The organism is Arthrobacter sp. 2MCAF14 (genome assembly GCF_052115645.1).
GTDB lineage: Bacteria > Actinomycetota > Actinomycetes > Actinomycetales > Micrococcaceae > Arthrobacter.
In genome coordinates this window covers 108,380-131,993 of sequence record NZ_JBFRHB010000007.1, presented here as the reverse complement: position 1 = coordinate 131,993, position 23,614 = coordinate 108,380, and the positions used below count along the sequence as shown (strand labels likewise).

26 protein-coding genes and 3 tRNA genes are annotated in these 23,614 nt (G+C 63.9%); 18 read left to right on the top strand and 11 right to left on the bottom strand.

Going from position 1 to position 23,614, the window contains the following annotated elements; translation table 11 throughout:
• Position 1 precedes the first annotated feature (1 nt).
• A complete protein-coding gene (locus tag AB4074_RS07945) occupies positions 2-922 on the top strand; it encodes a carbohydrate kinase family protein (RefSeq protein WP_441412883.1) in 921 nt (306 codons plus the stop codon).
• 32 nt (positions 923-954) lie between these two features.
• Here the strand turns inward: AB4074_RS07945 and AB4074_RS07940 are convergent, their stop codons facing one another.
• Positions 955-1,863, bottom strand: coding sequence for a DMT family transporter (locus tag AB4074_RS07940; protein ID WP_441412882.1), 909 nt, complete (start codon positions 1,861-1,863; stop codon positions 955-957).
• 251 nt (positions 1,864-2,114) lie between these two features.
• On the opposite strand from AB4074_RS07940, the gene AB4074_RS07935 reads away from it, so the two are divergent.
• The 9 genes from AB4074_RS07935 (at position 2,115) to AB4074_RS07895 (ending at position 5,518) form a co-directional block, all read left to right on the top strand.
• Positions 2,115-2,187, top strand: a tRNA-Glu gene (locus tag AB4074_RS07935).
• An 84-nt stretch (positions 2,188-2,271) separates the two neighbouring features.
• A tRNA-Asp gene (locus tag AB4074_RS07930) sits at positions 2,272-2,345 on the top strand.
• A gap of 50 nt (positions 2,346-2,395) precedes the next feature.
• Positions 2,396-2,471 (top strand) — tRNA-Phe (locus tag AB4074_RS07925).
• Positions 2,472-2,672: 201 nt separating this feature from the next.
• Positions 2,673-3,146 carry an Asp23/Gls24 family envelope stress response protein gene (locus tag AB4074_RS07920; RefSeq protein WP_441412881.1) on the top strand — a complete coding sequence of 158 codons (474 nt, stop codon included), beginning with the start codon at positions 2,673-2,675 and terminating at the stop codon, positions 3,144-3,146.
• On the top strand, positions 3,143-3,334 hold the full coding sequence (locus AB4074_RS07915; RefSeq protein WP_059388473.1) for a DUF2273 domain-containing protein: 192 nt from the start codon (positions 3,143-3,145) through the stop codon (positions 3,332-3,334). The genes AB4074_RS07920 and AB4074_RS07915 overlap by 4 nt, the downstream gene beginning before the upstream one ends.
• On the top strand, positions 3,331-3,714 hold the full coding sequence (locus AB4074_RS07910; protein WP_441412880.1) for a hypothetical protein: 384 nt from the start codon (positions 3,331-3,333) through the stop codon (positions 3,712-3,714). Before AB4074_RS07915 ends, AB4074_RS07910 begins: the two co-directional genes overlap by 4 nt.
• Positions 3,711-4,406, top strand: coding sequence for a DUF6286 domain-containing protein (locus AB4074_RS07905; RefSeq protein WP_441412879.1), 696 nt, complete (start codon positions 3,711-3,713; stop codon positions 4,404-4,406). Before AB4074_RS07910 ends, AB4074_RS07905 begins: the two co-directional genes overlap by 4 nt.
• Positions 4,403-5,014: a hypothetical protein gene (locus AB4074_RS07900; RefSeq protein ID WP_441412878.1), complete on the top strand. Its 612-nt coding sequence runs from the start codon at positions 4,403-4,405 to the stop codon at positions 5,012-5,014. The genes AB4074_RS07905 and AB4074_RS07900 overlap by 4 nt, the downstream gene beginning before the upstream one ends.
• 198 nt (positions 5,015-5,212) lie before the next feature.
• Positions 5,213-5,518 (top strand): hypothetical protein, encoded by a 306-nt coding sequence (locus AB4074_RS07895; protein ID WP_441412877.1) that lies wholly within the window; start codon positions 5,213-5,215, stop codon positions 5,516-5,518.
• Positions 5,519-5,636: 118 nt separating this feature from the next.
• On the opposite strand, the gene AB4074_RS07890 is transcribed toward AB4074_RS07895, so the two are convergent.
• Positions 5,637-7,490: a glycoside hydrolase family 13 protein gene (locus AB4074_RS07890; protein WP_441412876.1), complete on the bottom strand. Its 1,854-nt coding sequence runs from the start codon at positions 7,488-7,490 to the stop codon at positions 5,637-5,639.
• A 127-nt stretch (positions 7,491-7,617) separates the two neighbouring features.
• On the opposite strand from AB4074_RS07890, the gene AB4074_RS07885 reads away from it, so the two are divergent.
• The 5 genes from AB4074_RS07885 (at position 7,618) to AB4074_RS07865 (ending at position 12,324) form a co-directional block, all read left to right on the top strand.
• Positions 7,618-8,898, top strand: coding sequence for an ABC transporter substrate-binding protein (locus AB4074_RS07885; RefSeq protein WP_441412875.1), 1,281 nt, complete (start codon positions 7,618-7,620; stop codon positions 8,896-8,898).
• A gap of 87 nt (positions 8,899-8,985) precedes the next feature.
• Positions 8,986-10,005, top strand: coding sequence for a carbohydrate ABC transporter permease (locus AB4074_RS07880; protein ID WP_345449584.1), 1,020 nt, complete (start codon positions 8,986-8,988; stop codon positions 10,003-10,005).
• Positions 10,002-10,877: a carbohydrate ABC transporter permease gene (locus tag AB4074_RS07875; protein WP_345449583.1), complete on the top strand. Its 876-nt coding sequence runs from the start codon at positions 10,002-10,004 to the stop codon at positions 10,875-10,877. Before AB4074_RS07880 ends, AB4074_RS07875 begins: the two co-directional genes overlap by 4 nt.
• A complete protein-coding gene (locus AB4074_RS07870) occupies positions 10,874-11,146 on the top strand; it encodes a hypothetical protein (RefSeq protein ID WP_441412874.1) in 273 nt (90 codons plus the stop codon). The genes AB4074_RS07875 and AB4074_RS07870 overlap by 4 nt, the downstream gene beginning before the upstream one ends.
• 119 nt (positions 11,147-11,265) lie before the next feature.
• Positions 11,266-12,324, top strand: a complete 1,059-nt coding sequence (locus tag AB4074_RS07865; RefSeq protein ID WP_441412873.1) for a LacI family DNA-binding transcriptional regulator — start codon at positions 11,266-11,268, stop codon at positions 12,322-12,324.
• A 13-nt stretch (positions 12,325-12,337) separates the two neighbouring features.
• Here AB4074_RS07865 and AB4074_RS07860 read toward each other — a convergent pair whose 3' ends face one another.
• The 6 genes from AB4074_RS07860 to AB4074_RS07835 all read right to left on the bottom strand — a co-directional run bounded on the left by AB4074_RS07860 (position 12,338) and on the right by AB4074_RS07835 (position 18,134).
• Positions 12,338-13,207 (bottom strand): hypothetical protein, encoded by an 870-nt coding sequence (locus tag AB4074_RS07860; protein WP_441412872.1) that lies wholly within the window; start codon positions 13,205-13,207, stop codon positions 12,338-12,340.
• Between the two features lie 33 nt (positions 13,208-13,240).
• Positions 13,241-14,047 (bottom strand): exodeoxyribonuclease III, encoded by an 807-nt coding sequence (locus AB4074_RS07855; protein ID WP_234752737.1) that lies wholly within the window; start codon positions 14,045-14,047, stop codon positions 13,241-13,243.
• 63 nt (positions 14,048-14,110) lie between these two features.
• Positions 14,111-14,677 (bottom strand): HdeD family acid-resistance protein, encoded by a 567-nt coding sequence (locus AB4074_RS07850; RefSeq protein WP_441412871.1) that lies wholly within the window; start codon positions 14,675-14,677, stop codon positions 14,111-14,113.
• Positions 14,678-14,734: 57 nt separating this feature from the next.
• A complete protein-coding gene (locus tag AB4074_RS07845; protein WP_441412870.1) occupies positions 14,735-15,526 on the bottom strand; it encodes an enoyl-CoA hydratase/isomerase family protein in 792 nt (263 codons plus the stop codon).
• Positions 15,523-16,818, bottom strand: a complete 1,296-nt coding sequence (locus AB4074_RS07840; protein WP_441412869.1) for a CaiB/BaiF CoA transferase family protein — start codon at positions 16,816-16,818, stop codon at positions 15,523-15,525. Before AB4074_RS07840 ends, AB4074_RS07845 begins: the two co-directional genes overlap by 4 nt.
• The gene (locus AB4074_RS07835) at positions 16,815-18,134 is read right to left on the bottom strand and encodes an MFS transporter (protein ID WP_441412868.1); all 1,320 of its coding nucleotides are present in this window, start codon (positions 18,132-18,134) and stop codon (positions 16,815-16,817) included. The genes AB4074_RS07840 and AB4074_RS07835 overlap by 4 nt, the downstream gene beginning before the upstream one ends.
• 189 nt (positions 18,135-18,323) lie before the next feature.
• On the opposite strand from AB4074_RS07835, the gene AB4074_RS07830 reads away from it, so the two are divergent.
• Positions 18,324-19,025: a FadR/GntR family transcriptional regulator gene (locus AB4074_RS07830; protein ID WP_441412867.1), complete on the top strand. Its 702-nt coding sequence runs from the start codon at positions 18,324-18,326 to the stop codon at positions 19,023-19,025.
• A gap of 128 nt (positions 19,026-19,153) precedes the next feature.
• Here AB4074_RS07830 and AB4074_RS07825 read toward each other — a convergent pair whose 3' ends face one another.
• The 3 genes from AB4074_RS07825 to AB4074_RS07815 are packed head-to-tail and all read right to left on the bottom strand — an operon-like array spanning position 19,154 to position 21,801.
• Positions 19,154-20,371, bottom strand: coding sequence for an acetyl-CoA acetyltransferase (locus tag AB4074_RS07825; protein ID WP_441412866.1), 1,218 nt, complete (start codon positions 20,369-20,371; stop codon positions 19,154-19,156).
• On the bottom strand, positions 20,368-21,057 hold the full coding sequence (locus tag AB4074_RS07820) for a CoA transferase subunit B (protein ID WP_441412865.1): 690 nt from the start codon (positions 21,055-21,057) through the stop codon (positions 20,368-20,370). Before AB4074_RS07820 ends, AB4074_RS07825 begins: the two co-directional genes overlap by 4 nt.
• Positions 21,058-21,084: 27 nt before the next feature.
• The gene (locus AB4074_RS07815) at positions 21,085-21,801 is read right to left on the bottom strand and encodes a CoA transferase subunit A (protein WP_441412898.1); all 717 of its coding nucleotides are present in this window, start codon (positions 21,799-21,801) and stop codon (positions 21,085-21,087) included.
• Positions 21,802-22,009: 208 nt separating this feature from the next.
• Between AB4074_RS07815 and AB4074_RS07810 the strand changes: the two genes are divergently transcribed.
• Both AB4074_RS07810 and AB4074_RS07805 read left to right on the top strand, forming a co-directional pair.
• Positions 22,010-22,801, top strand: coding sequence for an IclR family transcriptional regulator (locus tag AB4074_RS07810; RefSeq protein WP_441412864.1), 792 nt, complete (start codon positions 22,010-22,012; stop codon positions 22,799-22,801).
• Between the two features lie 134 nt (positions 22,802-22,935).
• Positions 22,936-23,607 carry a fasciclin domain-containing protein gene (locus tag AB4074_RS07805; protein WP_441412863.1) on the top strand — a complete coding sequence of 224 codons (672 nt, stop codon included), beginning with the start codon at positions 22,936-22,938 and terminating at the stop codon, positions 23,605-23,607.
• The last annotated feature ends 7 nt before the right edge of the window (positions 23,608-23,614 follow it).

The window sequence follows — 23,614 nt, the reverse complement described above, 5'->3', positions numbered from 1 at the left end:
CATGAACCACTCGCCCCTTGCGTCCGAGCCGCTCGACGTCGTCGTGGTCGGCGAAGCCCTCGTTGACATCGTCAACTCGCCCGCAGGCCAGACCGAATACCCCGGCGGCTCGCCTGCGAACGTCGCCTACGGCCTCGGGCGGCTCGACGTGAAGGCCGGGCTGCTGACCGCCGTTGGGCGTGATTCCCGCGGCGAGTCCATCGCCGCGCACTTGGCAAGCGCCGGTGTGGTTGTCCTGCCGGGCTCGCAATCACTCGCGAAGACCGCGACGGCGACGGCGGAGATCGCCGCGGACGGTTCGGCCGAGTACACCTTCGACATCGAGTGGAAGCTGGGTCCCGCCGCGCTCCCTTACGCCCCGAAGGTGCTCCACACGGGCTCGATCGCCACGTTCCTTGAGCCCGGTGCCGGCGTCGTCAGGACTCTTCTGGAGCAGGCCCAAGGCGGGTGCATCGTCACGTACGACCCCAACATCCGCACCGACCTCCTGGGCAGCCACGGCGAGGCGCTCCGCATTTTCGAGGAACTCGTGCCGCTGACCAGCGTGGTGAAGCTCAGCGACGACGACGCCTTCTGGCTCTACCCCGGCAAGTCCCTGGAAGAGACTGCCAATCACATCCTGGGCCTCGGTGCGGGCCTGGCCGTCGTCACGCGCGGCGCCCAGGGTTCCCTCATGGCGACGCCGCACACCCAACTGACGGTTCCCGCGGTGACCTCGGTGGTGGCGGATACCATCGGCGCCGGCGATTCCTACATGTCGGCACTGATCCTCGGGCTGCTGCTGCGCGGCAGCCAAGGGCTTGCGCCCACGGTTCTCGAACGCATCGGGCAGACGGCTTCCATGGCCGCCTCCATTACCGTGGGACGCCCGGGAGCCAACCCGCCCACGCACCGCGAGCTTCTCGCCGGGATGGCGAGGTAGTTGCGGCGGGGGTTCGACGGCGGGACGTGATCCTAGCGGGACCGGCGCCGCGTCAACCCGACGCCCACGAGGCAGATGACGCCGCCCACGAGGCCCCAGATGGTGGGGATCTCCTTGAGCACCGCCCAGGAAATCAGAATCGTGGCGCCCGGGACCAGGTACGTCGTGGCGGCAAGTTTCCCGGCCTCAATGAGGGACAGCGCATAGGCCCACGTGGTGAAAGCGATGGCTGTCGGAAAGATCCCCAGATACACCAAGCCGAGAGTGGCCGGAACGGGTGCGGCCTGCACTTCGGCCACCAGTTGTCCGGCCCACGGCAGGCAGCACACGGCGCCCACCATGATGCCAAACCAGGTGGCCTGTGCCGCCGAGAACTTGCGCAGCACGGGTTTCTGGACAATCACGCTCACCGCGGCGAGCACAGCGGCAAGGAGGCACAACAGCACTCCGGCGACATCCGCCGTCGAGCGCTGTCCCGAACCGAGCGCGATGAGCGCAACGCCGCCGAACGCCACGAGGCTGCCGATGATCAGCCACCGCGGAAAGCCTTCTTTCAGAATGACGCCAGCGAGGACGGCGATCAGGATCGGCGAGACGTTGATGAGCATGGCGCTGGTTCCGGCATCGAGCATGTGCTCGGCGGCGTTCAGGGCGAGGTTGTAACCTGCGAACCACATGACACCGTAGGCCACGATCGGCAGCCATTCGCGGCCTTTGGGCCAGCGCTTGAGCCTGGGCAGGGCGACAATGCCGAGCGCGACGGCGGCAACCACCAGCCGTCCGAGCGTCAGGGAACCGGGGGAGAAGCTGGGTCCCACGGCCCGGATGCCCACGAAGGCGGATGCCCAGAGGACAACGGTGACGATGACGGCGGCGATGCCGAGCTTACTGATGGCCCGGGAGGGGGTGGTCGCCGGAGAGATTGGGGTGCTTGTGGCCATGATGCCAATCTAGCCCGGGATGGGCTCGACGGACTGGCGGAATTCGGACGTCTTCAACAAGAAACCGCCAACTCTGACGCAGTGGATTTGTACGGCGGTTTGAGGCCTGGACTGCGTCCTGGTTTGCGTTCCGCAGGGTGCGATTTGGGAATATCCCCGACTATGCTCTAAAGTTTTAGAGTCCAGTTCGGACGAGCGAGAAGCGGTAAACGCATAGCGTTGTTGACCGTCGCGAATTCGGATTGTTCCAGGCCCCCATCGTCTAGCGGCCTAGGACACCGCCCTTTCACGGCGGCGGCACGGGTTCGAATCCCGTTGGGGGTACGCAAGGAACTGGTCAGGCCGGACTGGAAAGTCTGGTAAGCTGGAAGCCTTGAAAAAAGCGGTAGAGATACTGCAAACAAGCAAGGCCCTGTAGCGCAGTTGGTTAGCGCGCCGCCCTGTCACGGCGGAGGTCGCGGGTTCAAGTCCCGTCAGGGTCGCTCTGATTGCCGGAAGAAATTCCGGCAATCATGGTGACATTGTCACCTAAGGCTCTGTAGCTCAGTTGGTAGAGCGTTCGACTGAAAATCGAAAGGTCACCGGATCGACGCCGGTCGGAGCCACCACTGGGAAGCGTCAGTTCTTCGGAACTGGCGCTTTTCTTCATTTAACTTGCAGTTGAAAAGCCCGGGTTATTCGGGTTGTGCCCAAAAGTCGAACATTTCCGTGCACGTGCGCCATTTTTCTGCCTGCGACGGATTCTGCTCTTGTCTCCGCCTTGTCTTGGCCAAGCGCTAGGGTGGTACTCAAGAGAAGGGGAGGGCTAAATGGACCAGCAGGAAAGCTACACCGCGCCTGAACCGGAAGCCGTTGGGGCTCCGGTATCCGAGGACCGGCAAACGGTGGCAGGAAGTGGCCGTACAGTGATCTCGGATTCCGCTGTCGCCAAGGTTGCCGGCATTGCCGCCAGGGCTGTTCCGGGCGTCTATTCCCTCGGCTCGGCTCCGTCGCGCGCCCTCGGAGCCATTCGCGATGCCGTCGGCAGCCAGGACCATGCTGCGGGTGTCCGCGCCGAGGTCGGAGAAACCCAAGTGGCCGTGGACCTCAATCTGGTGGCCGTCTACGGATACCCTTTGCATGATGTCGCCAACCAGGTCCGCGCGGCCGTCTATCGCGCCGTCGAATCGTTGGTGGGCCTTGAAGTCATTGAGGTCAACGTTGAGATCAACGACGTGTACGTTGCTCCTCCAGCCAAAGCCGGAACAAGAGGCGCATTATCGGAAAGGGAGCCACTCCAGTGAACTTGACCGTTGTCGGAATCGGGATCGGCGCCTTCGTGGCGTTCATGGCCTTCCAATTCGGATTGTGGGGTTTCATCATCGCCCTTCTCTTCATGGGCATCGGTGCACTTCTGGGCCGCGCCGCGGACGGAAAGCTTGACCTGCGCAGCGTGCTGGATGCCCTCACCGGCCGCCGCTCGTCGTCATGAGTTCCACGGCTGAGGCTGTGCAGCCCGCCGTCTCCCTGGCTGGCCACAACCGAATCAGCACCCAGGCCCTCACCACTTTGGCCCAGGCGGCCGCCGCGGAAGCGCTCGGCGTCTCGGCGCAGGATGTTCGCGCCGAATGGTCGGACGACGACGGCCTCCTGGCACTCTCGATTGCCGCCCCGATCCGCGTGCCCTCGCTGACGGAAGTCCTCAGGGACCCCCTGCGGGTAGAGGCATATGGTGGGACGGTTTGGGACCGGGCGGTAGCTGCCAAGACGGCCATCCGTGAGCGCGTCACGCAGCTCAGCGGTTCCACCTTGAGCCGCGTGGATATCCGGATCAGCGGCGCACGGATCAGCGAAGGAGCTCGCGTCCAATGAGCCACGCCCAGACCCCGCACGCCCGGCGCAGCCACCCGGACACTGCGCACGCGCAGACGGCCGATGGCGACACCCCCGTCATCCAGGCACCAGGAACCTCAGACGTCGGCGACCCGATCGACGTCGGACTCCAGCGCATCCTGAAGCGTGAGACCCGTTCCTCGCGTGCGGGAATGGCGGGGCTGGCCGCGGCCCTTGTGATCGCGGCCTGTGTCTACGCCCTCCTCGAATCCGCCTTGCGTGCCATTGGCCAACCACCGTGGCTCATCGATCCGCAAACGGCTGCCGAACGGCTCACTGCCCTGCCCGGAGGTATTTCGCCCTTGCTGCTTGGCGCCCTCGGCGGCGTTGTGGCCATGGTGGGCCTGATCTTCTTCTTGAACGCGGTCCTGCCCGGCCGAAAGTCCCGGCACTTGCTGGAGGATCCCCGGACCGGAGTAGTGGTGGACGACGAGGTCATCGCTTCGGCACTGGCCAGGGCTGCCCGGACCGCAGCGAATGTCACCCAAGAGCAAGTCATGGTGGTGGTCTCGCAACGGCTGGTTGTGGTCAACGTCCGGCCTACCTCGGGCGTGCCCTTGCACGAGGAACGGATCCTTGCCGCCGTCGAGGATGAACTTCAAAAGATGGCCCCTTCGCCCATGCCTTCAGTCCGCGTCCATGTCGCTACGTCCGGGGTGATCGGGGCATGAACGGTACCCCGCACGTCCTCAACCGCATCCTGATCGGCATCCTTGGCCTGAAGCTGCTGGCCATCGGCATTCTCCTCGTCCTGCTCTCCACCGTTCCCGCCGTGGGAAGTTGGTGGCAAGGCTGGTCTGCCGGCCTCTGGGAACACGCCAAGTACCTCTCTGAGCAGACCCGCATTCCAGGACGGCAGGAAAGCTGGCTCTGGGTTGCCGCGGCAGCGGTGCTGGTTGTGCTGATCGTGCTCATGGTGTCCTGGGTGTCGCAGCAGGGCAAAGGCCGCGCCAACCTCATTGTGTCGGAGTACGACGATGCCCGGACGCCTGGCGACGTCAACATCGGCGGGAACCTTGCCGAGCAGGCGCTCAAGGCGGCCCTTGCGGAACGTACGGATCTCGCGGGCGTAACAGTGGCGACCTACGAGGTCAATGGTCGTCCCGGGCTCCGGGTCAGGGTCCAGCCCCGTCAAGGCGTTTCCCCGCACCTGCTGGCCGCGGACGTCTCCCGGCTGGTGGAGGCGCTGGACGTGGTGGTGGGACGCAGGACTCCCGTTTTGATTCATATCGGGGCAGGCGCGCGGACCCGGTTCAGCAAGGCCGAGCGCGTTCGTTGAACTGATAGCAACCCGTGTTAATGCGATAGCTACGTTACCTCCCAGGCATTTTGCGTTGCAGAGGTGTCCGTGTGGGCCATAGTTTGAAGGGTAGGGGGAACTCTTCCCTTTGGTTGGGCTTGCCCGGCCGGCACCGGACGTAGGGTCCGAGTCAAGCCGATGGACCAAAAAACTTGGACCAGGAACAAGGAGAAAACCATGAGCGAAGAAGACAACAACATCAAGCAAACCGCCGAAGCCGCGGCTGAACAGGCCAAGAACGTCGCAGGCGATGCCGCGGAACACGTCAAGGAATTCGCCGGCGAAGCGGTCGGGAACGCGAAGGAATTGGCAGGCGATGCCGCTGAGCACGTCAAGGAGTTCCTCTCGGGTGACGTGGCTGAGAAAGCCAAGGACCTCGCGGGCGATGTTGCCGGGAACGCCAAGGAAATCGCGGGCGACGTGGCCGAGAACGCCAAGGGCCTCGGCTCCAAGATCGCCGGTTTCTTCAAGGGCGGCAAGTAGGCTCCTCGCCATTACGGCGCCTTCTTGACCCTCTTTGGCTATAGAACGGGGCCGACACGCAGCAAGTTGTGCGTGTCGGCCCCGTTTTCGCGCCAAAGAAGGTCGGGAAGGGAAGGCCCTACTCCGCCACGAGGTACGCCCCGCTGTTCGGGACAATCGAAACCCCGCCCGAGCCGCCGTCGCTGGAGAGTTCCACCCGGAACCCGGCCGGCACGGGGAGGTCAGTAGTACCCATGTTGACCACTACCAAAACGTCCCGGTTGTGGAAGGCCAGGACGCCGTTAGCGGGATCGTGCTCTTCAGCCCACTGGAACGTGCCTGAGCCGAGGCGGCGCGAGCGGCGGAATGCCAGGACGGAACGGTACAGCTCCAGGGTGGAGCCCCCGACGCCGGCCTGGACGTCCGCCGCCAGCTCGCCGAACGCTTCGGGCTGGGGCAGCCAGGGCGCTGCGGGTGCTATGCGAGCAGCACCGGCGCCGCCCGGACCAGCCGATGGGTCCGAGAATCCGAAGCCGGGCTCGGCGGATTTCCAGGGCAGGGGCACGCGGCACCCATCGCGGCCGCGCTCCACGCCCTTGGTACGGAAGAATGATGGGTCTTGACGCGCTTCGGCCGGCAGAGACGTGTGCTCCGGCAGGCCGAGTTCCTCACCCTGGTAAAGATAGGCCGAGCCGGGCAGGGCGAAGGACACCATCGAGGCGGCCCTTGCCCGCGCCAGTCCTAGAACGGCGTCGGGCTGTTCGTCTTCGGCTGCGATTCCCTTGGGGAAAGTGGTGGGATCTGCCAGCCCGAAGCGGCTGGGGTGCCGGACAGTGTCGTGGTTGCTCAGGACCCAGGTGGAGGGCGCCTCGACGGATCCCGCCGCGTCCAGCGAAGATTCGATTGCCTCCGCCATGCGCTCCGCGTCCCAGCCTGCCAAGAGGAAATCAAAGTTGAAGGCTTGTTGCATTTCATCCTTGCGGACGTACCGGGCCAGCCGCTCCGCAGGGTCCACCCACGCCTCGGCAACCAGCATGCGGTCGCCGTCGTATTCGGCGAGGACTCTGTTCCATTCGCGATAGATCTCGTGGACGCCGTCCTGGTCGAAGAAAGGCGACGGCGGGTCCAGGGGCGGCTTGACCTTGTGCTCGACGGCGGTCGCGACGGCTGCCGAGCTTCCGGCCGGAGGGACAACGTGAAGCCTGGCGGTGTGCGGTTCGACGGCTTCGCTGTGGGCGCCTGGCGCGGACAGACCACCTTCGACCATGGCGGCAGAGCCTTCCCAGTCCGGCAAGCCGGCTTCTTTGACCAGGCCGTGGGCAACATCCACCCGGAAGCCGTCAACTCCGCGGTCCAGCCAGAAGCGCAGCACCGAGCGCATCTCTGCGTGGACTTCCGGGTTGTCCCAGTTGAGATCGGGCTGTTTCGTATCGAAAAGGTGCAGATACCACTCGCCGGGAGTGCCGTCGTCATTCGTTAGCCGCGTCCATGCGGGGCCGCCGAAGATGGATTTCCAATTGTTCGGGGCCAAGGCCCCGTCCCCGGAGCCCGGTTTGGCGTCTTTGCCCGGGTGGAACATGTAGCGCTCGCGTTCAGGGGAGCCGGGGGCGGCTGCGAGGGCTTCGCGGAACCAGGCGTGCTCGTCCGAGGTGTGATTGGGCACGAGGTCGACGATCACCTTGATGCCCAGGCTGTGTGCCTTATCCAACATGGCGTCGAAGTCATCCAAGGTGCCGAAGAGGGTGTCCACGGCACGATAGTCCGCCACGTCGTATCCGGCATCAGCCTGCGGCGACTTGTAGAACGGGGAAAGCCACACCGCATCCACGCCCAACGATTGGAGATAAGGCAGTTTCGCGGTGACCCCGGCAAGGTCGCCCATCCCGTCGCCGTTGGCATCGGCGAACGAGCGGGGATAGATCTGGTAGACGACGGCGCTTGCCCACCACGCGGAATTGCTGGAACCGGGGGTTGGGATCGGGGAGTGCGGCACTGGATTCCTCTCGATGACATATTTTGTGTAAACGCTTGCATTACTACCCGGAAGCTTACTAATGTGAGGCTCACCACATCAACCGCACAGCGGAAATACCTGGTCCACTCACTGAGGAGTTCCCAGCATGAACACACGCAAGTACCTTTTGCCGGCCGCTGTTGCCGGCGTGCTAGCCATGTCCCTGTCCGCCTGTGGTGGCGGCGGTGGCGGCAGCACAGCCTCAAGCGGCGGAGATGCCGCAGCGAACATCGACGGACGCGGTCCAATCACCTACGTCCAGGGGAAGGACAACAGCAACGTTGTCCGCCCGCTCGTCGATAAGTGGAATGCGGCGCACCCGGACCAGAAGGTCACTTTCAAGGAGCAATCCGACCAGGCGGACCAGCAGCACGATGACCTCGTGCAGCACTTCCAGTCAAAAGATGCCAACTACGACGTGGTTGACGTGGACGTCGTCTGGACAGCGGAGTTTGCCGCGAAGGGTTGGCTGCAACCGCTCTCGGACAAGATGAGCATCGATACCTCCAAGATGCTTCCGGCCACAGTCAAGACGGCAACGTACAACAACACCCTTTTCGCCGCACCGCAGACCTCGGACGGCGGCATTCTTTTCTACCGCAAGGACTTGGTGCCCACCCCGCCCAAGACCTGGGACGAGATGATGAGCATGTGCTCCATCGCGAAACAGAACGGCATCGACTGCTACGCGGGACAGTTCGCCAAGTACGAAGGCCTCACGGTGAACGCGGCTGAAGCCATCAACACGGCAGGCGGCACGATCGTTGGAGACGACGGCAAATCGAGTGTAAACTCCACGGCGGCCAAGGCCGGCCTTGACAACCTGGTCACCGCCTACAAGAACGGAAACATCCCCACGCAGGGCGTCACGTACCAGGAAGAACAGGGCAGGCAGTCCTTCGAAGACGGCAAACTCCTCTTCCTGCGCAACTGGCCTTACGTCTACAACCTCGCGAAGACGGACGGCTCATCCAAGGTGAAGGACACCTTCGGCATGGCCCCGCTCCCGGGTAAGAGCGGCCCTGGCGCTTCATCCCTCGGCGGACACAACCTTGCCGTCAGCGTCTACTCGCAGCACAAGGCCACGGCCAAGGACTTCCTGACCTTCATGACCAGCGAAGAAACCGAGAAGTTCTACGCAACGCAGGGATCGCTGGCCCCGGTGCTGAGTTCCTTGTACGACGATCCGACGCTGGTCACGCAACTGCCGTACCTTCCGGTGCTGAAGACCTCGATTTCGAATGCCGTGCCGCGCCCGGTCACACCGTTCTACCCGGCCGTCACCAAGGCCATCCAGGACAACGCCTACGCTGCCATCAAGGGCGACAAGTCCGTCGATCAGGCATTGAAGGATATGGACACGGCCATCAACTCGGCCAGCCAATAGCGACACTTCCAGTGAACCTCGGGCGGCCGGCGCATAAGGCGGACGGCCGCCCGGGGGGCACACTATCAATTTCCGGAAGGAGGGGAAATGTCCACCCTTGCGCAGCCTAAGCGGGCGCCAGAGACACCAAGCCCCAAAACCAAAAAAGTTCAAAAAGAAGTAGGACAGGACCGGGCAGCCACGTCCCAAGGCCGGTGGGCGTTCTGGTTGATTTCCCCCGCCTTGGTGCTGCTCGCCGTCGTGATCGTATACCCGGTGGTCAACGCCATTATCATGGCGTTCCAGAAGGACCAGGGCCTTGACCCGGCGACCAAGCTATTCGTTCAGGGTGGACCCGCGGGCTTCGATAACTTTGTCCACTGGTTGGCCCAGCAATGTGGCCCCGCTGCCTGTGCTCCCGGCACTCTCGGTTCCCAATTCTGGAGCGCCGTTGGGACGACGTTCTTCTTCACTGTGGTCACGGTAGTCTTGGAGACTGTCCTCGGGTTCTGGATGGCCATCATCATGGCGAGGACGTTCCGCGGCCGCAGCGCCCTTCGCGCTGCTGTCCTGGTTCCGTGGGCCATTCCAACGGCCGTTACCGCGAAGCTGTGGTTCTTCATCTTCGCTTTCGACGGCATCGCCAACAAGCTCTTTGGCACGGCGATCCTGTGGACGGGCAGCGAATGGCCGGCACGCTGGGCGATCATAATTTCCGACGTCTGGAAGACGACGCCGTTCATGGCCCTGCTGATTTTGGCTGGACTCCAGATCATCCCGGCGGAAGTGTACGAAGCCGCGAAGGTCGACGGCGCCTCGGCCTGGCAGCGTTTCACCCAGATCACTTTGCCGTTGGTGAAGCCTGCGCTCATGGTGGCTGTCCTGTTCCGTGTCCTTGACGCATTGCGCATGTATGACCTCCCGGCCATCATGACCCAGGGCTCGAACAACACCACAACGTTGTCCATCCTGGTGGTTGAACAGATCCGTCAGGGATTCAACTCAGCAGCGGCCCTGTCCACCATCACGTTCCTCATCATCTTCCTGGTCGCGTTCATCTTCGTTCGCTTCTTGGGAGCCAACGCGGTCGCCTCAGCCACACCCAAGACCAAGGGGCAGGAAAAATGACAGCCGTGAGCATTGACGCCGCGCCCAAGACAGCCGCCCGACGGCGGGAACGCTTGGCGAGCAGTCGCACGTACATCAGCGCAGCGCTCATCTTCATCTGGTGCCTGATTCCCTTCTACTGGATGATCGTGACCGCGTTCCGCGACGTTGGATATACCTTCGACTCGACTCCGTTCTTCACCCACGTCACCTGGGACAACTTCACGACGGTGTTCTCGGAGAACCTGGGCAACCACTTCGGCCGGAACCTCCTGAACTCGCTCTTGGTGGCAGGGGTAACCACTGTGGTCGCACTGCTTTTCGGGGTATTCGCGGCGTACGCCTTGTCCAGGCTTGAATTCCGTTTCAAGTTCCTGGTCCTCGGCTTTGTCCTCGGAGCATCGATGTTCCCGGGCGTGGCCTTGGTGACGCCGCTGTTCCAGCTGTTCACGAACATCGGCTGGTACGGCACATATCAGGCGCTGATCATTCCGAACATCTCGTTTGTGCTCCCTCTGACGGTTTACACCTTGACCTCCTTCTTCCGGGAAATGCCTTGGGAGCTGGAGGAATCGGCTCGAATTGATGGCTGCACGCAGGGCCAGGCATTCCGCAAGGTGATCATGCCGCTTGCTGCGCCGGCTGTTTTTACCACCGCAATCCTGGCGTTCATCGCTTCGTGGAACGAGTTCCTCATCGCCAGCCAGTTGTCCAATGAGCAAACCAAGACCGTTACGGTGGCCATCGCCTACTTTGCCGGTGCCCAGGCCCATCAGGAGCCGTACACCGCCGTCATGGCGGCCGGCACGGTTGTGACGATTCCGCTGGTGATCCTCGTGCTGGTCTTCCAGCGCAAGATCGTGGCGGGCCTGACAGCCGGCGCTGTCAAATGACACAAACTCAGGATTCGGCCGGGCCGCCCCTCGGCGGCCCGGCCAAGGAGCAGCACACGCGAGTGAAATCGGCGGAAGATTTCGACCTCGTGATCGGTTTTCTCGGCTTTTGGGCCTTGGTCCTGCTGGTCATCACGGTGGCCGCCGAGCTCACGGCCCAGCCCGCACTGGGCTGGGCCCTGGGCCTGCTGGCGGTGTTGCTGGCCCTGTGGGGGATGCTCCGGCTTCGCCGGCGGCTCCCAGCGCGGACATCCAGGCGCATCAGGTGAGCAGCCAGCCGAAATAAGTAGCGCGGAATCGGCGGAGGGAAACCAGGCGGAATACGCTGGTTATCTGCCGTCTGGGAACGAACCCCCGGCTTCCGCACGGAATCTTTGAGGGGGCTTGAGTGGCAAAAACGAGTGAACGGTCCCAGCGTGGCGGCCACGCAGGAGCCAGCATTGAGGACGTCGCACAGGCCGCAGGCGTTTCCACCGCCACCGTTTCCCGCGCAGTGCGCGGACTTCCCCGGGTATCTCCTGCTACCCGGGAAAAGATCCTACGGGTTGCCGGAGAACTCGGGTACGTGGCGTCGTCGTCCGCTTCTGGACTGGCCACGGGCCGCACCAGGACGATCGGTGTCCTGGCCCCTTACGTGGACCGTTGGTTCTTCTTCAAGGCCATTGAGGGCGTAGACCGCGAGCTCCACGCTCGCGGCTACAACCTGTCCCTGTTCAACTTGGGCGGGCAGCGCGGAGCGCGGGAACGGCTCTTCAGCAAGACGATGGTCTATAAGCAGATCGATGCGCTCCTGGTCCTTTGCATGTCCCTGACGCCCGAGGAAATCGCTGATCTCCAAAGGATCGAAATACCCTTGGTCATTGTCGGCGGTCCGGTGGAGGATTGCCCCAGCATCGGCATCGACGATTACGCCGCCTCGGTGGAAGCCACCATGCATCTGTTGAACCTCGGTCACCGGGAGATCGCCCTGCTGCATGGCCAGGACGATTCGGACCTGAACTTCACCGTCCCGCGATTGCGCGTTGATGGCTTCACGGATGCCATGACAAGCGCGGGCTTCTCCATGCCGCCGGAATGGGACATTTTCGGCAATTTCACGGTGGGCAGCGGCCAGGAAGCCTTCGACGAGCTCTGGAGCAAGCCGGGGCCTAAACCGACGGCGATCTTCTGCGCTTCAGATGAAATGGCTATGGGAGCCATGTTGCAGGCGCGGCGCCGTGGCGTCCGTGTACCGGAGGACTTGTCCATCATCGGCATTGACAACCATGAGTTCGCCGAGGCCATGGGCCTGACAACCGTGGCCCAGGACCCCGTTGAACAAGGCCAACTGGGCACGCGGATGCTGTTGGACGAATTGGCCGGGGCTACAGGTTCCGTGCGGTCCATGAAAGCACCCCACCGGCTGATCGTTCGCGAAACCACCGGTCCGCCTCGCCCCAGGGGCTAGTTCGGCCCAGGAGCTAGGAAGCCCGGGCCAGCTGCCTGATGGGGATCCAGCGGGAAGCCAGCCTGCGATAAGCCGCGGCCGCCCCTGTCATGTCCCCCTCGGCCAGGCATTCGATGCCGAGCCTGACATCCATGGGCGACTCGTCCGGGTACACCTTGTCCGCCACGGCGCCATAGTCCAGCTCGACCATTGACTGCACATGGAACAATTCGAGCCACTCGGTGAGCTGGGTGAGGTCGTCCAACATGTCCAGGTCCGGGGCGGCGAGGGCAAGGTTGGCTACGGCGAACCGGGCCCGGTCCAAGGCGTCCGTCAGCGAGGCCCAGACCCTGACCGTCAGGATGCGTCCGCCGGATTCCACGACATCCTTACGGTCCGACTCCTGGAACAGCGAGAACCAGCTGAAGGGGATGCCCCAAGTGGAGGCCCGCGTGTGCACGCGTTTCGCGTCGTGGCTGGCGTTGATGCGGTCGATGCGTGCTTGGTGCCGGTCGCGCTGGTCCACGGGGATGAGCAGGTCCGCGAGGGGTCCGTGGATACCTTCCATGAGGGCATTGGCCGCCAATCCTGCCCGGATGACCAGTTGGCTGGGGCAGTAAAGCAGCCGGCCGGCGTCGGGGTCGTTCGGATCTCCGGAAGGAACCCGCGTAATGCGGACCAAATCGGTGCTGCCGGTGGGGAACGGGTCCCCGCCTTTACGGGTGACCCGTCCGAGGGAAGCGAGCAGCTCGGCAGTTTCGACGGCGGCCCGCGAACCGCTGCGGGTGCCGCTCGCCACGAGCTGCTGCCGCTGGTCCTCGGGGAATGCCTCGAGTGGTTCGTAGACGCGCAAGGCTGAAGAGAAGGGCAGCCCTGCCTGGCTCCCGTATAGCTTTCCGCTCATCGCGGGCCCGCCTCCTCCGTCAATTGTTGCTGCTCAGTCCGTGAGCTCCACGATCACGGGAGCGTGGTCCGAGGCGCCCTTGCCCTTGCGTTCCTCGCGGTCGATCGAGGCCCCGGTGACACGGGCGGCCAGCGCGGGGGAGGCCATGACGAAGTCGATGCGCATGCCTTCCTTCTTGGGGAACCGCAGCTGCGTGTAGTCCCAGTAGGTGTAGACGCCGGGACCCGGGGTGTAAGCTCGCGCGACGTCGGTGAAACCGGCCGCTTCGAACGCCCGGAAGGCCTCGCGCTCAGGTTCGCTGACGTGGGTGAGCGCGTTCGCCCGGAAGTAATCGATATCCCAGACATCCTCGTCCAGCGGCGCGATGTTCCAGTCGCCCATGAGCGCCACCTGGGTCTCGGGGTTCTCCGTGATCCAGCCGGCGGCGTGGCCCTTCAGGGTGTCCAGCCACTTGAGCTTGTACGGCATGTGTTCGTCGTCCAGGGAACGGCCGTTGGGAACGTACAAGCTCCACACGCGGACCCCGCCACACGTTGCGGCAATCGCACGGGCTTCCTGGACGGGGTCCTTGCCGGCTTTTCCGAAGGCGGGCTGGTCAACAAAGGTGCGCTCAACGTCGTCGAGCCCTACACGCGAGGCGATCGCCACGCCGTTCCATTGGCTCAGGCCGAAGTGGGCAACCTCGTAGCCCATGCGTTCGAAGAGCTCCCATGGGAAGTTGTCGTCCTTGCACTTGGTTTCCTGCATGGCGAGGACGTCGCAGTCACTGCGCTGCAGCCAGGCCTCGACGCGGTCGGCACGTGCGCGGAGCGAATTCACATTCCAGGTAGCTATCTTCACAGCCACTAACTTACCGAACTTGGGACCTGGCGCATCCCCTCGCAGCAGATTGCTGCCACAAGGCTAGTGGGCGAGCATCACCGAAGAAGAGGCACGCCTGCGTAGTTTGATGCCGGAGGCGATCAACAAAACGCCACTGACCGCGGCATATGTCGCGAGGAGAGCCACCACGCTCAGGAATCCCGCGCCCGGATTGACCAGCACAAAGAGCCCAAACAAAGTGGTGACCAACGCCGTCAACATCCAGATCCACCAAGCCCTGACCGTCGTCCTGGTGTCCATGGCAAGGATGACCTGCGAAATGCCGAGGACCAGGGCCCATGCTCCTATGAGGACGCCCAGTGCCGCGGCGGTGATGCCTGGCCACGAAACGGCCACGATGCCGGTCGCGACGGAGATGAAGCCACCGATCAGGCTCCAGCGGGAGTGGCGCGCAGGGTCGTAGAAATAGTGGGCCATGTTGGTGAGCCCGTCGGTGATGGCGAAGACGCCGAACACGTAGACGAGGGCAAACACCGTGGCGACCGGCAAGGAAGCGACAAGGAAGGCCAACAGAAGGGCCAAGGCTCCCCGGAAGATGAGTGCCGTTCCTGAATGCTGGAACAACTTGCGTCCTGCGGTGTCGGACATAGTGCCACTTTAATCCAATGCCATTCAATGCGACATAGGAACGCGTGATTGATTTGCTCAGGACGGGCGGGGCTTCCCCTTCAGATGGCGGTGCAGGAAGGAGTTCACCCGCCAGGCGAATTCCTGCGGGTCGGATGCGGGGCCTTGTGGCGCATGCCGGGCGGGTTGAGCCACCGGGCTCAACCCAAGATCCACGGCGGCTTTGGAGGCCCGTAGTGATGCGGCCGAAAGAGATTCCCAGCGGGCGAGGAGTTCTCCTAGTGCCGCGTCGACGTCGTCGTCAGCTACCACTGTGGTGATGAGGCCGATGTCGTTGGCTTCCTGTGCGGTCAGCAGCCGTCCACCGTAGAGCAGGTCCTTGGTCCTGGACGGGCCGATCCGCAGCGACATCCGGTTGGCGAAGGTCGCCGGCACCAGCAGGCCCAGTCGGGCGATGGGCATGCCGATTTTGGCGGAGTGGTTCATGAGTTGAAGGTCGCAGGCCAGTGCGAGTTGGCATCCTGCCCCGGTTGCGAAGCCTTCGACTGCGGCCACGGTGGGGACGGGGAGATCTTCGATGGCTTGCAGGGCTGCTTCCATGCCGGCGAAGCTGGCGCTGACAGTGTCGGGGGAGGTGCCTTCCCATTCCCGCAGGTCCGAGCCGGAACAGAACACACCTCCCCGGCCCCTGACGACAACGGCTTTGAGCGCTTCGTGTTCTGCCAGTGAGGTGGCGGCGCGTTCCAGGGTCTCCCATTCCTGCTGTCCGAGGGCGTTGAAGCGTTGGCCTGTTCCGATGGTCAGGGTCGCCACGGACCCGGAGTCGTCGAGGGTCATGGTGTCCAGCCCTGCCGGGCTCGGTGCGGTCATTGGACTGCACCGGCCTCGCGCAGGGAGGCAATGCGGTTTGTGTTGAAGCCAAGGCCGGACAGGATGTCATCCGTGTGTTGGCCCAGCAGGGGTGGGGCGGTCCTGATGGAGGCGGGGGTGCGGGTGAGCCGGACCGGACAGCCGACCATTTTCAGTGCCCCGACGGTGGGGTGCTGCAGTTCGGCCACCATGCCTCGTGCGATGACCTGGGGGTCTTTGAGGGCTTGATCGACGGTCTGGATGGGGCCGACTGGTACGCCGGCCAGGTCGAGGGCCTGTACCCATTCGTCGGTGGTCCGGGTGAGCATGATCTCCTCGAGGAGGGGGATGAGGGTGGTGCGGTGCGCGACCCTGGACGGGTTGCTCGCGAACCGCTCGTCGGCGGCCAGATCTTCGCGGTTCAGGGCGGTGGTGAAGCTTCTCCACATTCTGTCGTTTCCCACGGCGACCATCACGAACCCGTCGGCGGTGGCAAATGCCTGGTACGGGGCGATGGTGGGGTGCGCCGAGCCGTAGCGTTTGGGCGTCTGGCCGCTGGCGAAGTATCCGCTGGAAACATACGTCAGCCAGGACACGGAGCCGTCGAGCAGGCTGATGTCGACCCACTGGCCGGCCCCGGTGCGCTTTTTCTCGTGCAGTGCGGCCAGGATGCCGATGGTCGCCCACATCCCGGCGACGAGATCGGCGCTGCTGACCCCGACCCTGACCGGCGGGCCGTCCGCTTCGCCGGTCACGCTCATGATGCCGCTGCGGGCCTGGGCAATCGCGTCGTAACCTGCACGCAGGGCATCCGGGCCGGTCTGTCCGTAGCCGCTGATGGACGCGTAAACGAGTCCCGGGTTCTGCGCGGAGAGTTCTTCGTAGCCCAGGCCCAGGCGGGCCGCCGTGCCGGGGCGGAAATTCTCCACCAACACATCCGCTTTCAGAGCCAGTTGGCGCACGGCGGCCAGGCCTTCGGCTGATTTCAGGTCAACGGCCAGGCTGCGCTTGTTGCGGTTGACGGAGAGGAAATAGGCCGCTTCTTCGCCCTGGAAGGGCGGGCCCCACTGGCGGGTGTCATCGCCCTGGCCGGGCTGTTCGATTTTGATCACGTCGGCGCCAAGGTCCGCCAGGGTCATGGTGGCGAAGGGGCCCGAGAGTATCCGGGTCAGGTCCAGCACCAACAGATCCTGCAAGGCTCCGCCGGAAACGTCCTCGGAGGGGGCAACACGGGGGCTCAGCTCCGGGGCCGGTTCTTGAAGACGGGCATCCTGCGCGTTCATGTCCTGCAGGCTTTCTTCTTGGATGCTCATGCGGGGTTTCCTACGGTTTTCCGGGTTGTGGCGGCCAGGGCGTGCGCGGCCTTGGGCAGCAGGATCAGGGCGGCCATGCTGACGACGGTGCAGATGATGATGTAGATGGAGATGGCTGTGGAATCGCCGTAGTGCTCCAGAAGGGCGGCGGCAATCAGGGGTGCCGGGCCGCCGGCGACCACGCTGGCGAGCTGGTAGCCCATGCCCGCACCCGTGTAGCGGATGTCCGGATCGAAACTCTCCGCAATCAGTGCTGCCTGTGGCCCGTACTGGATATCGTGCAGGAGCAGGCTCACGACGACGGCGATTCCGACCAGGAGCGCGTTGCCGGTGTTCAGGAGCCCGAAATAGGGGAAAGCGAACAGCGCGGTCAGCACGATGCCGGTCCCGTACACCCGGCGGCGGCCGAAGCGGTCCGAGAGCCGGCCGAACACGGGGATGCTGATCAGTCCCAGTGCGGCCGCGATGAGGGTGTCGTCCAGGATGGAGTTGCTGTTCAATTTCAGATGCTTGACGGCGTAGGTGAGCACGAAGGTGATGAACAGGTAGAACGGCGCCTGCTCGGACGTCCGCAGCAGGGCCGAAAGCAGGATCGCCTTGGGTTGACGCCTGATGGCTTCCAGTACCGGGTTCTTGATCACCTTGTTGGACAGGCGGACAGCCTCGAATTCCGGGCTCTCGACAACGCGCAGCCGGACAAAGAGGCCGACGCCGATCAGCAGAATGCTCAGGATGAAGGGGATCCTCCAACCGAAAGCGGCAAATCCTTCTGTGCCCGTGACTGCCGAGGTGAGACGTACAACTCCCGTGGACAGAACCAGGCCCAGCGGCACCCCGATCTGCGGCCAACTGGCGGACAGACCCCGTCTCTTCTGATTTCCCCATTCCATGCTGAGCAGAACGGATCCTCCCCATTCCCCGCCGACGCCGACGCCCTGGATGATCCGCAGCAGAACCAGCAGGATAGGAGCGGCGACACCGATGCCCTGATACGTGGGAAGGAACCCGATCAGCACGGTGCCGAAGGCCATCAGGAACAGTGTTGCCATCAGGGTGGTCTTACGGCCAATACGGTCACCGAAATGGCCGAAGATCGCAGCCCCGACCGGACGGGCCACGAAGCCGACAAACTGGGTGCCGAAAGCCGCCAGAATACCCGCAAAGGCGGACTGGCCCGGAAAGAACAACTGCGGAAAAACCAAGGCAGCCGCAGTTCCGTAAAGGAAAAAGTCGTACCACTCAATGGTTGTTCCAACCACACTGGCCACGGTGGCACGCCGCACGGCCTGCTCCCGGGTCACTTGCTGAAAAGTCATCATCACTCCATTGGTCTGATGTTCCGGGCGCGGTGCCCGGTGGGGTATTTGTGGTTGTGGCTAGGGGCCTAAGGACTCTGCGTGATGTTGCTCACGATATCACTGGACTAGCCTCTAGTACAGTGAGTCACCTTGTCAATGCTCCTCCATGTATTCTTATTACTCAGAGGACTATGTGAGGAGGCATACGTGCGCGAGACTGCACCATCTGACCCATTGGCGCGTGTTTCCAGGCCCCGCCTGTACGAACAGCTCGTGACGCAACTCCTTGGTTACATCGAGTCCGCTCAGCTGGGGCCGGGTGATCTGTTGCCCGCCGAACGCGATCTGGCAGAGCGGCTCGGAGTATCCAGGGCCACACTGGTCCAGGCACTCGTGGCACTGGAGGTTCTGGGCGTCATCGACGTGCAACATGGCACCGGCGCCGTCCTCGTATACCGGCCCAGCATTGCCACGGTGATCAAAAGCCTCAGGGAACACAGAAACAGGCTTCCCGAGATCGTCGAGGCCCGAAGCACCCTCGAAGTGAAACTCGCCGGGCTCGCCGCGGTCAGGCGCACCGAGGCCGAAATGGAGGCGATCGACTCCGCGCTGCAGGTGATGGCCGATGAGATTGCCGACGGAGGCAAAGGCCTGCACGGCGACGAACTCTTCCACCAGGCGGTCACGGCTGCGGCACATTCATCAGTCATGGCGCAGCTCATGACCTTCATCGCGGAAATGATCCTCGAAACACGCCTGGAATCCCTGGGACAGCCGGGACGGCCCGAGCAATCGCTCGCGTCCCACCGCAAGATAGCAGACGCGATCCGGGCCCAGGACCCGGAAGCAGCAGCGGAAGCCATGCTGACGCACATCGAGCTTGTCTCCGACGTCGAACTACTTAAGTGACATTCGACTGACAGCAGGCATTCACCTTTCCCGACCTTCTTTGGCCACAAAAACAGGGGGCAACGCGCCTATCATTCGGCGTGTCGCCCCCTGTTGCGATTCAAGGAAGGTCAGGAACGGCGGGGCCTCTAAATGGCCTCCAGCACGCTCACGTAGTTCGCGATGCCTACGCCGCCCATGTTCTGCACGGCTCCGCGGCGGGCGTTGGGCAGTTGCATGGCTCCCGCGGTGCCCGTGAGCTGCATGGCAGCGATGACGTGCTGCGATACGCCTGTTGCGCCGACGGGGTGGCCCTTGGCCTTGAGGCCGCCGGACACGTTGACGGGCAGCCTGCCGTCCTTGTAGACCCAGCCTTCCTGAACCGCCCGGGAGCCTTCGCCACGCGGCGTCAGCCCCATGGCCTCGTACATGATCAGTTCGGCGATCGTGAAGCAATCGTGCACTTCGGCGAAGTCCAGTCCGTCGATCCCGACGCCGGCCATCCCCAGCGCGCGCTCCCAGGAGACCCGCGTGGCGGCGAACTCGGTGGGGTCGCGGCGCTCCGCCGGGAAGAAGTCGTTCGCGTGCCCGAAGCCCGCCAACCGCACGGGTTCGGTGGCAGCGCCCGACGCCGGGCCGAGGGAAAGCACGACGGCGGCGGCGCCGTCGGACACGGGGGAGCAGTCCGTGCGGCGCAGCGGTTCGGCAACCATGGGATTCTTCTCGGAAACCGTCCGGCAGAACTCTTCGCCGAAGTCCCTATGCATCTGCGCGTAGGGGTTGTCCATGCCGTTGCGGTGGTTCTTGGCGGCGATGGAGCCGAGGGTGTCGCCTAGGCCGCCGGCAAATCCACGGCGCTCGAGGCCCGCTCCGTAGCGCTTTTCGTAGTGCTTGGCCACCTCGGCGAACAACCCCGTGAAACCGGTGGTGGAGGCCTTGCCCGCCATTTCGTAGGACGCTCCCAGAAGGGCTGCGCCTACGACGTCGGCTCCGGCGTCGGTCATTTTTTCAGCCCCGATCACCAGGACGTTCCGGGCAGTGCCGGCCAAGACAGACTTCACGCCTTGCTGGAACGCGGCAGAACCGGAAGCGCAGGCGTTCTCCGTCCTCGTAGCCGGCGCGTTTGCCAGGTCCTCGGACAGTTGCAGCGCCAGCGAGGACGTGAAGCCAAGGGGCTGCATGCCTGAGTTGAACTGGCCGAGGTAGATTTCGTCGATGTCCCGCGGCTCAAGGCCGGAGTTCCGGATGGCCTCCGCGGACACCTGGACGATCAAGGACTCCAGCGTCTCGTCCGTGAGTTTGCCGAACTTGCTGTGTCCCCATCCGGTGAGGAGGACATCTTTGCCGAACTGCTCTTTCAGGCTCATGCCAGTGTTCCTTCCAATGCAGGAGTGGTTTCCAATGCGACGTCGAACGCTGCTTCGGTCTTTTCACGGAGTTCCTCTACGGTGACCCCTGTGGCGAGGCGGGTCAGCGTGAGCTGCCGCCCGCCGTCGTCGTCGTCGTTCTTGTGCAAATCGAACACCGCGAGGTCACTGACAATCCGGTCCACCACCCCCAGTCCGGTCAGCGGCAGGGTGCATTCCCGGACGATCTTGGCGCTCCCGTCCTTGGCATTGTGCTCGGTGAGGACCACGACGCGCGGGGTGCCGGCCACCAGGTCCATGGCGCCGCCCATGCCCTTGACCATCTTTCCGGGAATGGTCCAGTTCGCGAGGTCGCCATTGCCGGAAACCTGCATGGCGCCGAGGATGGCCACCTTGACGTGTCCGCCGCGGATCATCCCGAAAGACGTCGCGGAGTCGAAGATGCTGCCGCCGGGCAGGACCGTGACGGTCTGCTTGCCGGCGTTGATGAGGTCGGCGTCTTCCTCCCCTTCATAGGGGAAGGGCCCCATGCCGAGCAGGCCGTTTTCGCTTTGCAGGACAACCCGCACGCCGGCGGGCAGGTTGTTGGCCACGAGGGTGGGAATGCCGATACCGAGATTGACGTAATCGCCGTCGTTGAGCTCCTGGGCTGCAATGGCGGCCATTTCGTCGCGGGTCCATGCCATGGTGGTGCTCCTTCGCTGGGGTTGTGCTTAGACGGCCAGGGCTACAGTGCGGGGCCGGACGGTGCGCTGCTCAATGTCCTTGGTCCGGCCGCTCGCCTGGACCAGCCGTTGGACGTAGACGCCGGGGGTCACGATGTGGTTCGGGTCCAATTCGCCCGGCTGGACGATCACTTCGGCCTCCGCGATAGTCACGATTCCCGCCGTCGCCACGACCGGATTGAAGTTCCGTGCCGTGTAGCGGTAGATCAGGTTGCCGTCCGTGTCCGCGGTGTGCGCGTGGACCAGTGCGACGTCGGCGACGATCCCTCGCTCGCGAACGTACGTGACGCCGTCGAACTCTTCGAGCGGCTTGCCTTCGGCAACCAGGGTTCCGACGCCGGTCCGCGTGTAGAAGGCGGGGATGCCGGCACCCCCGGCGCGGAGGCGCTCGGCCAGGGTGCCTTGGGGAGCGAATTCGACCTCGAGCTGGCCGGAGAGGTACTGCTCGGCAAAGAGTTTGTTCTCGCCCACGTACGAGGCGATGACCTTGCGGACCTGGCCGGTTTCGATGAGGACGCCAAGCCCCTTGCCGTCAATGCCCATGTTGTTGGAGACCACGGTCAGGTCCTTGACGCCCGAATCGCGGACGGCGTCGATCAGGTCCGCGGGGATGCCACTGAGCCCGAAGCCGCCGACGGCGATCGTCTGGCCGTCGCGCAGGACGTCCCGCAGTGCAATGGCTGAGCTGGGCTGGATTTTGGCCATGGCTTCTTCCTCGTCTTTGAGTAGGGTCACTCAGTGGCTATCCACTTTGTGGACACTGGGCTGATTTAGCAGTCTGAGAAGGAGCTTAGGGCGGCTCTGCGCGGAGGGTCAACGGCGTCGCATGGCCAGTAGGGCTGAACTCGCATAGTGTGGACGCTAGTCTTAGAAGTGTCCACATTGTGGAGGAAATCTTTGGAGAGGGGTAGCGTTGCCAACTCAGCAGCCGCAAACCAAGCCGGTCCAGGGCGCCCAAGTCGTGGCTCGGGTCGCCGCGCTCCTCCGGCTCGTGGGGCGCAAGCCGGAGGGCATGTCCATCGCTGGCCTGGTCCGCGAGTCCGGACTAACCCGCCCTACGGTGCACCGCTTGCTCGCGTCCCTCGCCGCCGAAGGCCTGCTGGACCACGACCAGCGGACCGGCAACTGGATCCTGGGACCCGAGATCTTCCTGCTGGGGTCGGTGGCGGCTGCGCGGTTCCCGTTTGAGGACTTGGCCCGGCCCAGCCTGCGCCGCTTGGCCGAGGAGAGCGGGGAAAGCGCCTTCTATTCCATCCGTCGTGGCCACGAAACCGTGTGCGTGCTCCGCGAGGAAGGCAGCTTTCCGGTGCGTTCGTTCGTCTTGCACGAGGGCGTGAGGTTCCCGCTCGGCGTGGCGTCGGCCGGCACGGCAATCATGGCTTTCCTGCCGGACGAAGAACAGGAAATGATGCTGTCCGGCTGGGAACGGCATGCGGGGGACTTCGCCGCTGGCCACACCGAGAGTGTGGTGCGCCGGAACCTTGCGCAGACCCGAATGGCCGGGTACTCGGTGAATCCCGGTTTGGTCCTCGAGGGCAGTTGGGGAATGGCGGCTGCCGTCTTCGACCAGCTGGGCCGGCCAATCGGCGCTTTGTCCCTCACGGGCATTGAGCCGCGGTTCCGTCCTGAACGCCAGGAATTCCTCGGCAAGTTGCTCATGGAAGAAGCGCACCGCATGAGCCCCGCAAGAGGACTTCCAAATTAAGTTTTGAAGATCTACCCATCCACCCGGCCCGCACCTCCGAATAGCTGGCATAAGGACTTAGCCCGCAAGGGTGAAGTGCTTTCACGCCGGAATCAACCGGCACCGAATGTCAGTCCGTTTGAAGGAGAAATGTCATGCTTGCTACAAAGCGCACGTCTTTTGCGATCGCCGGCCTCGCCGCTTCCGCCCTGCTGGGCCTCACTGCTTGTGGCGGCTCCGCTTCCACGGCCTCACCGTCGTCGGCCGCTCCGAGCTCGTCGTCCACCATGGCGGCGACCCCCTCCGCCTCGGCAAGTGCCGCGATGGACCCGACCAAAGACCTGGTTGGCCCGGGCTGTGCAGGTTACGCCTCCCAGGTTCCCAGCGGTGCAGGTTCGGTTGCCGGAATGGCTCTCGACCCCGTAGCCGTGGCCGCTTCCAACAACCCGTTGCTCAAGACCCTCACGGCCGCGGTGTCCGGCAAGCTGAACCCCAAGGTGAACCTTGTGGACACGCTTAACGGCAGCCAGTTCACTGTCTTCGCTCCTGTGGACAGCGCCTTCGCCAAGATCCCCGCCGCCACCATCGACACCCTCAAGACGGACGATGCTCTCCTGAGCAAGATCCTCACCTACCACGTCGTCCCCGGCCAGCTGACCCCGGACCAGATCGTGGGCACCCACAAGACGGTTGAGGGCGACTCCGTGACCGTTACGGGAACCAAGGACGCGCTCAAGGTTGACGGAGGCTCTGCCGTGATCTGCGGTGGCGTCCACACCGCCAACGCCACGGTGTACCTGGTTGACTCCGTCCTGATGCCGAAGTAAATCTCCG

Excerpts from the sequence above, each read along its gene's own strand:
- AB4074_RS07945 (WP_441412883.1), top strand. The coding sequence starts at position 2 with ATGAACCACTCGCCCCTTGCGTCCGAGCCGCTCGACGTCGTCGTGGTC.
- AB4074_RS07940 (WP_441412882.1), bottom strand. The coding sequence starts at position 1,863 with ATGGCCACAAGCACCCCAATCTCTCCGGCGACCACCCCCTCCCGGGCC.
- AB4074_RS07920 (WP_441412881.1), top strand. The coding sequence starts at position 2,673 with ATGGACCAGCAGGAAAGCTACACCGCGCCTGAACCGGAAGCCGTTGGG.
- AB4074_RS07910 (WP_441412880.1), top strand. The coding sequence starts at position 3,331 with ATGAGTTCCACGGCTGAGGCTGTGCAGCCCGCCGTCTCCCTGGCTGGC.
- AB4074_RS07905 (WP_441412879.1), top strand. The coding sequence starts at position 3,711 with ATGAGCCACGCCCAGACCCCGCACGCCCGGCGCAGCCACCCGGACACT.
- AB4074_RS07900 (WP_441412878.1), top strand. The coding sequence starts at position 4,403 with ATGAACGGTACCCCGCACGTCCTCAACCGCATCCTGATCGGCATCCTT.
- AB4074_RS07895 (WP_441412877.1), top strand. The coding sequence starts at position 5,213 with ATGAGCGAAGAAGACAACAACATCAAGCAAACCGCCGAAGCCGCGGCT.
- AB4074_RS07885 (WP_441412875.1), top strand. The coding sequence starts at position 7,618 with ATGAACACACGCAAGTACCTTTTGCCGGCCGCTGTTGCCGGCGTGCTA.
- AB4074_RS07880 (WP_345449584.1), top strand. The coding sequence starts at position 8,986 with ATGTCCACCCTTGCGCAGCCTAAGCGGGCGCCAGAGACACCAAGCCCC.
- AB4074_RS07875 (WP_345449583.1), top strand. The coding sequence starts at position 10,002 with ATGACAGCCGTGAGCATTGACGCCGCGCCCAAGACAGCCGCCCGACGG.
- AB4074_RS07870 (WP_441412874.1), top strand. The coding sequence starts at position 10,874 with ATGACACAAACTCAGGATTCGGCCGGGCCGCCCCTCGGCGGCCCGGCC.
- AB4074_RS07860 (WP_441412872.1), bottom strand. The coding sequence starts at position 13,207 with ATGAGCGGAAAGCTATACGGGAGCCAGGCAGGGCTGCCCTTCTCTTCA.
- AB4074_RS07850 (WP_441412871.1), bottom strand. The coding sequence starts at position 14,677 with ATGTCCGACACCGCAGGACGCAAGTTGTTCCAGCATTCAGGAACGGCA.
- AB4074_RS07845 (WP_441412870.1), bottom strand. The coding sequence starts at position 15,526 with ATGACCGCACCGAGCCCGGCAGGGCTGGACACCATGACCCTCGACGAC.
- AB4074_RS07840 (WP_441412869.1), bottom strand. The coding sequence starts at position 16,818 with ATGAGCATCCAAGAAGAAAGCCTGCAGGACATGAACGCGCAGGATGCC.
- AB4074_RS07835 (WP_441412868.1), bottom strand. The coding sequence starts at position 18,134 with ATGACTTTTCAGCAAGTGACCCGGGAGCAGGCCGTGCGGCGTGCCACC.
- AB4074_RS07825 (WP_441412866.1), bottom strand. The coding sequence starts at position 20,371 with ATGAGCCTGAAAGAGCAGTTCGGCAAAGATGTCCTCCTCACCGGATGG.
- AB4074_RS07820 (WP_441412865.1), bottom strand. The coding sequence starts at position 21,057 with ATGGCATGGACCCGCGACGAAATGGCCGCCATTGCAGCCCAGGAGCTC.
- AB4074_RS07815 (WP_441412898.1), bottom strand. The coding sequence starts at position 21,801 with ATGGCCAAAATCCAGCCCAGCTCAGCCATTGCACTGCGGGACGTCCTG.
- AB4074_RS07805 (WP_441412863.1), top strand. The coding sequence starts at position 22,936 with ATGCTTGCTACAAAGCGCACGTCTTTTGCGATCGCCGGCCTCGCCGCT.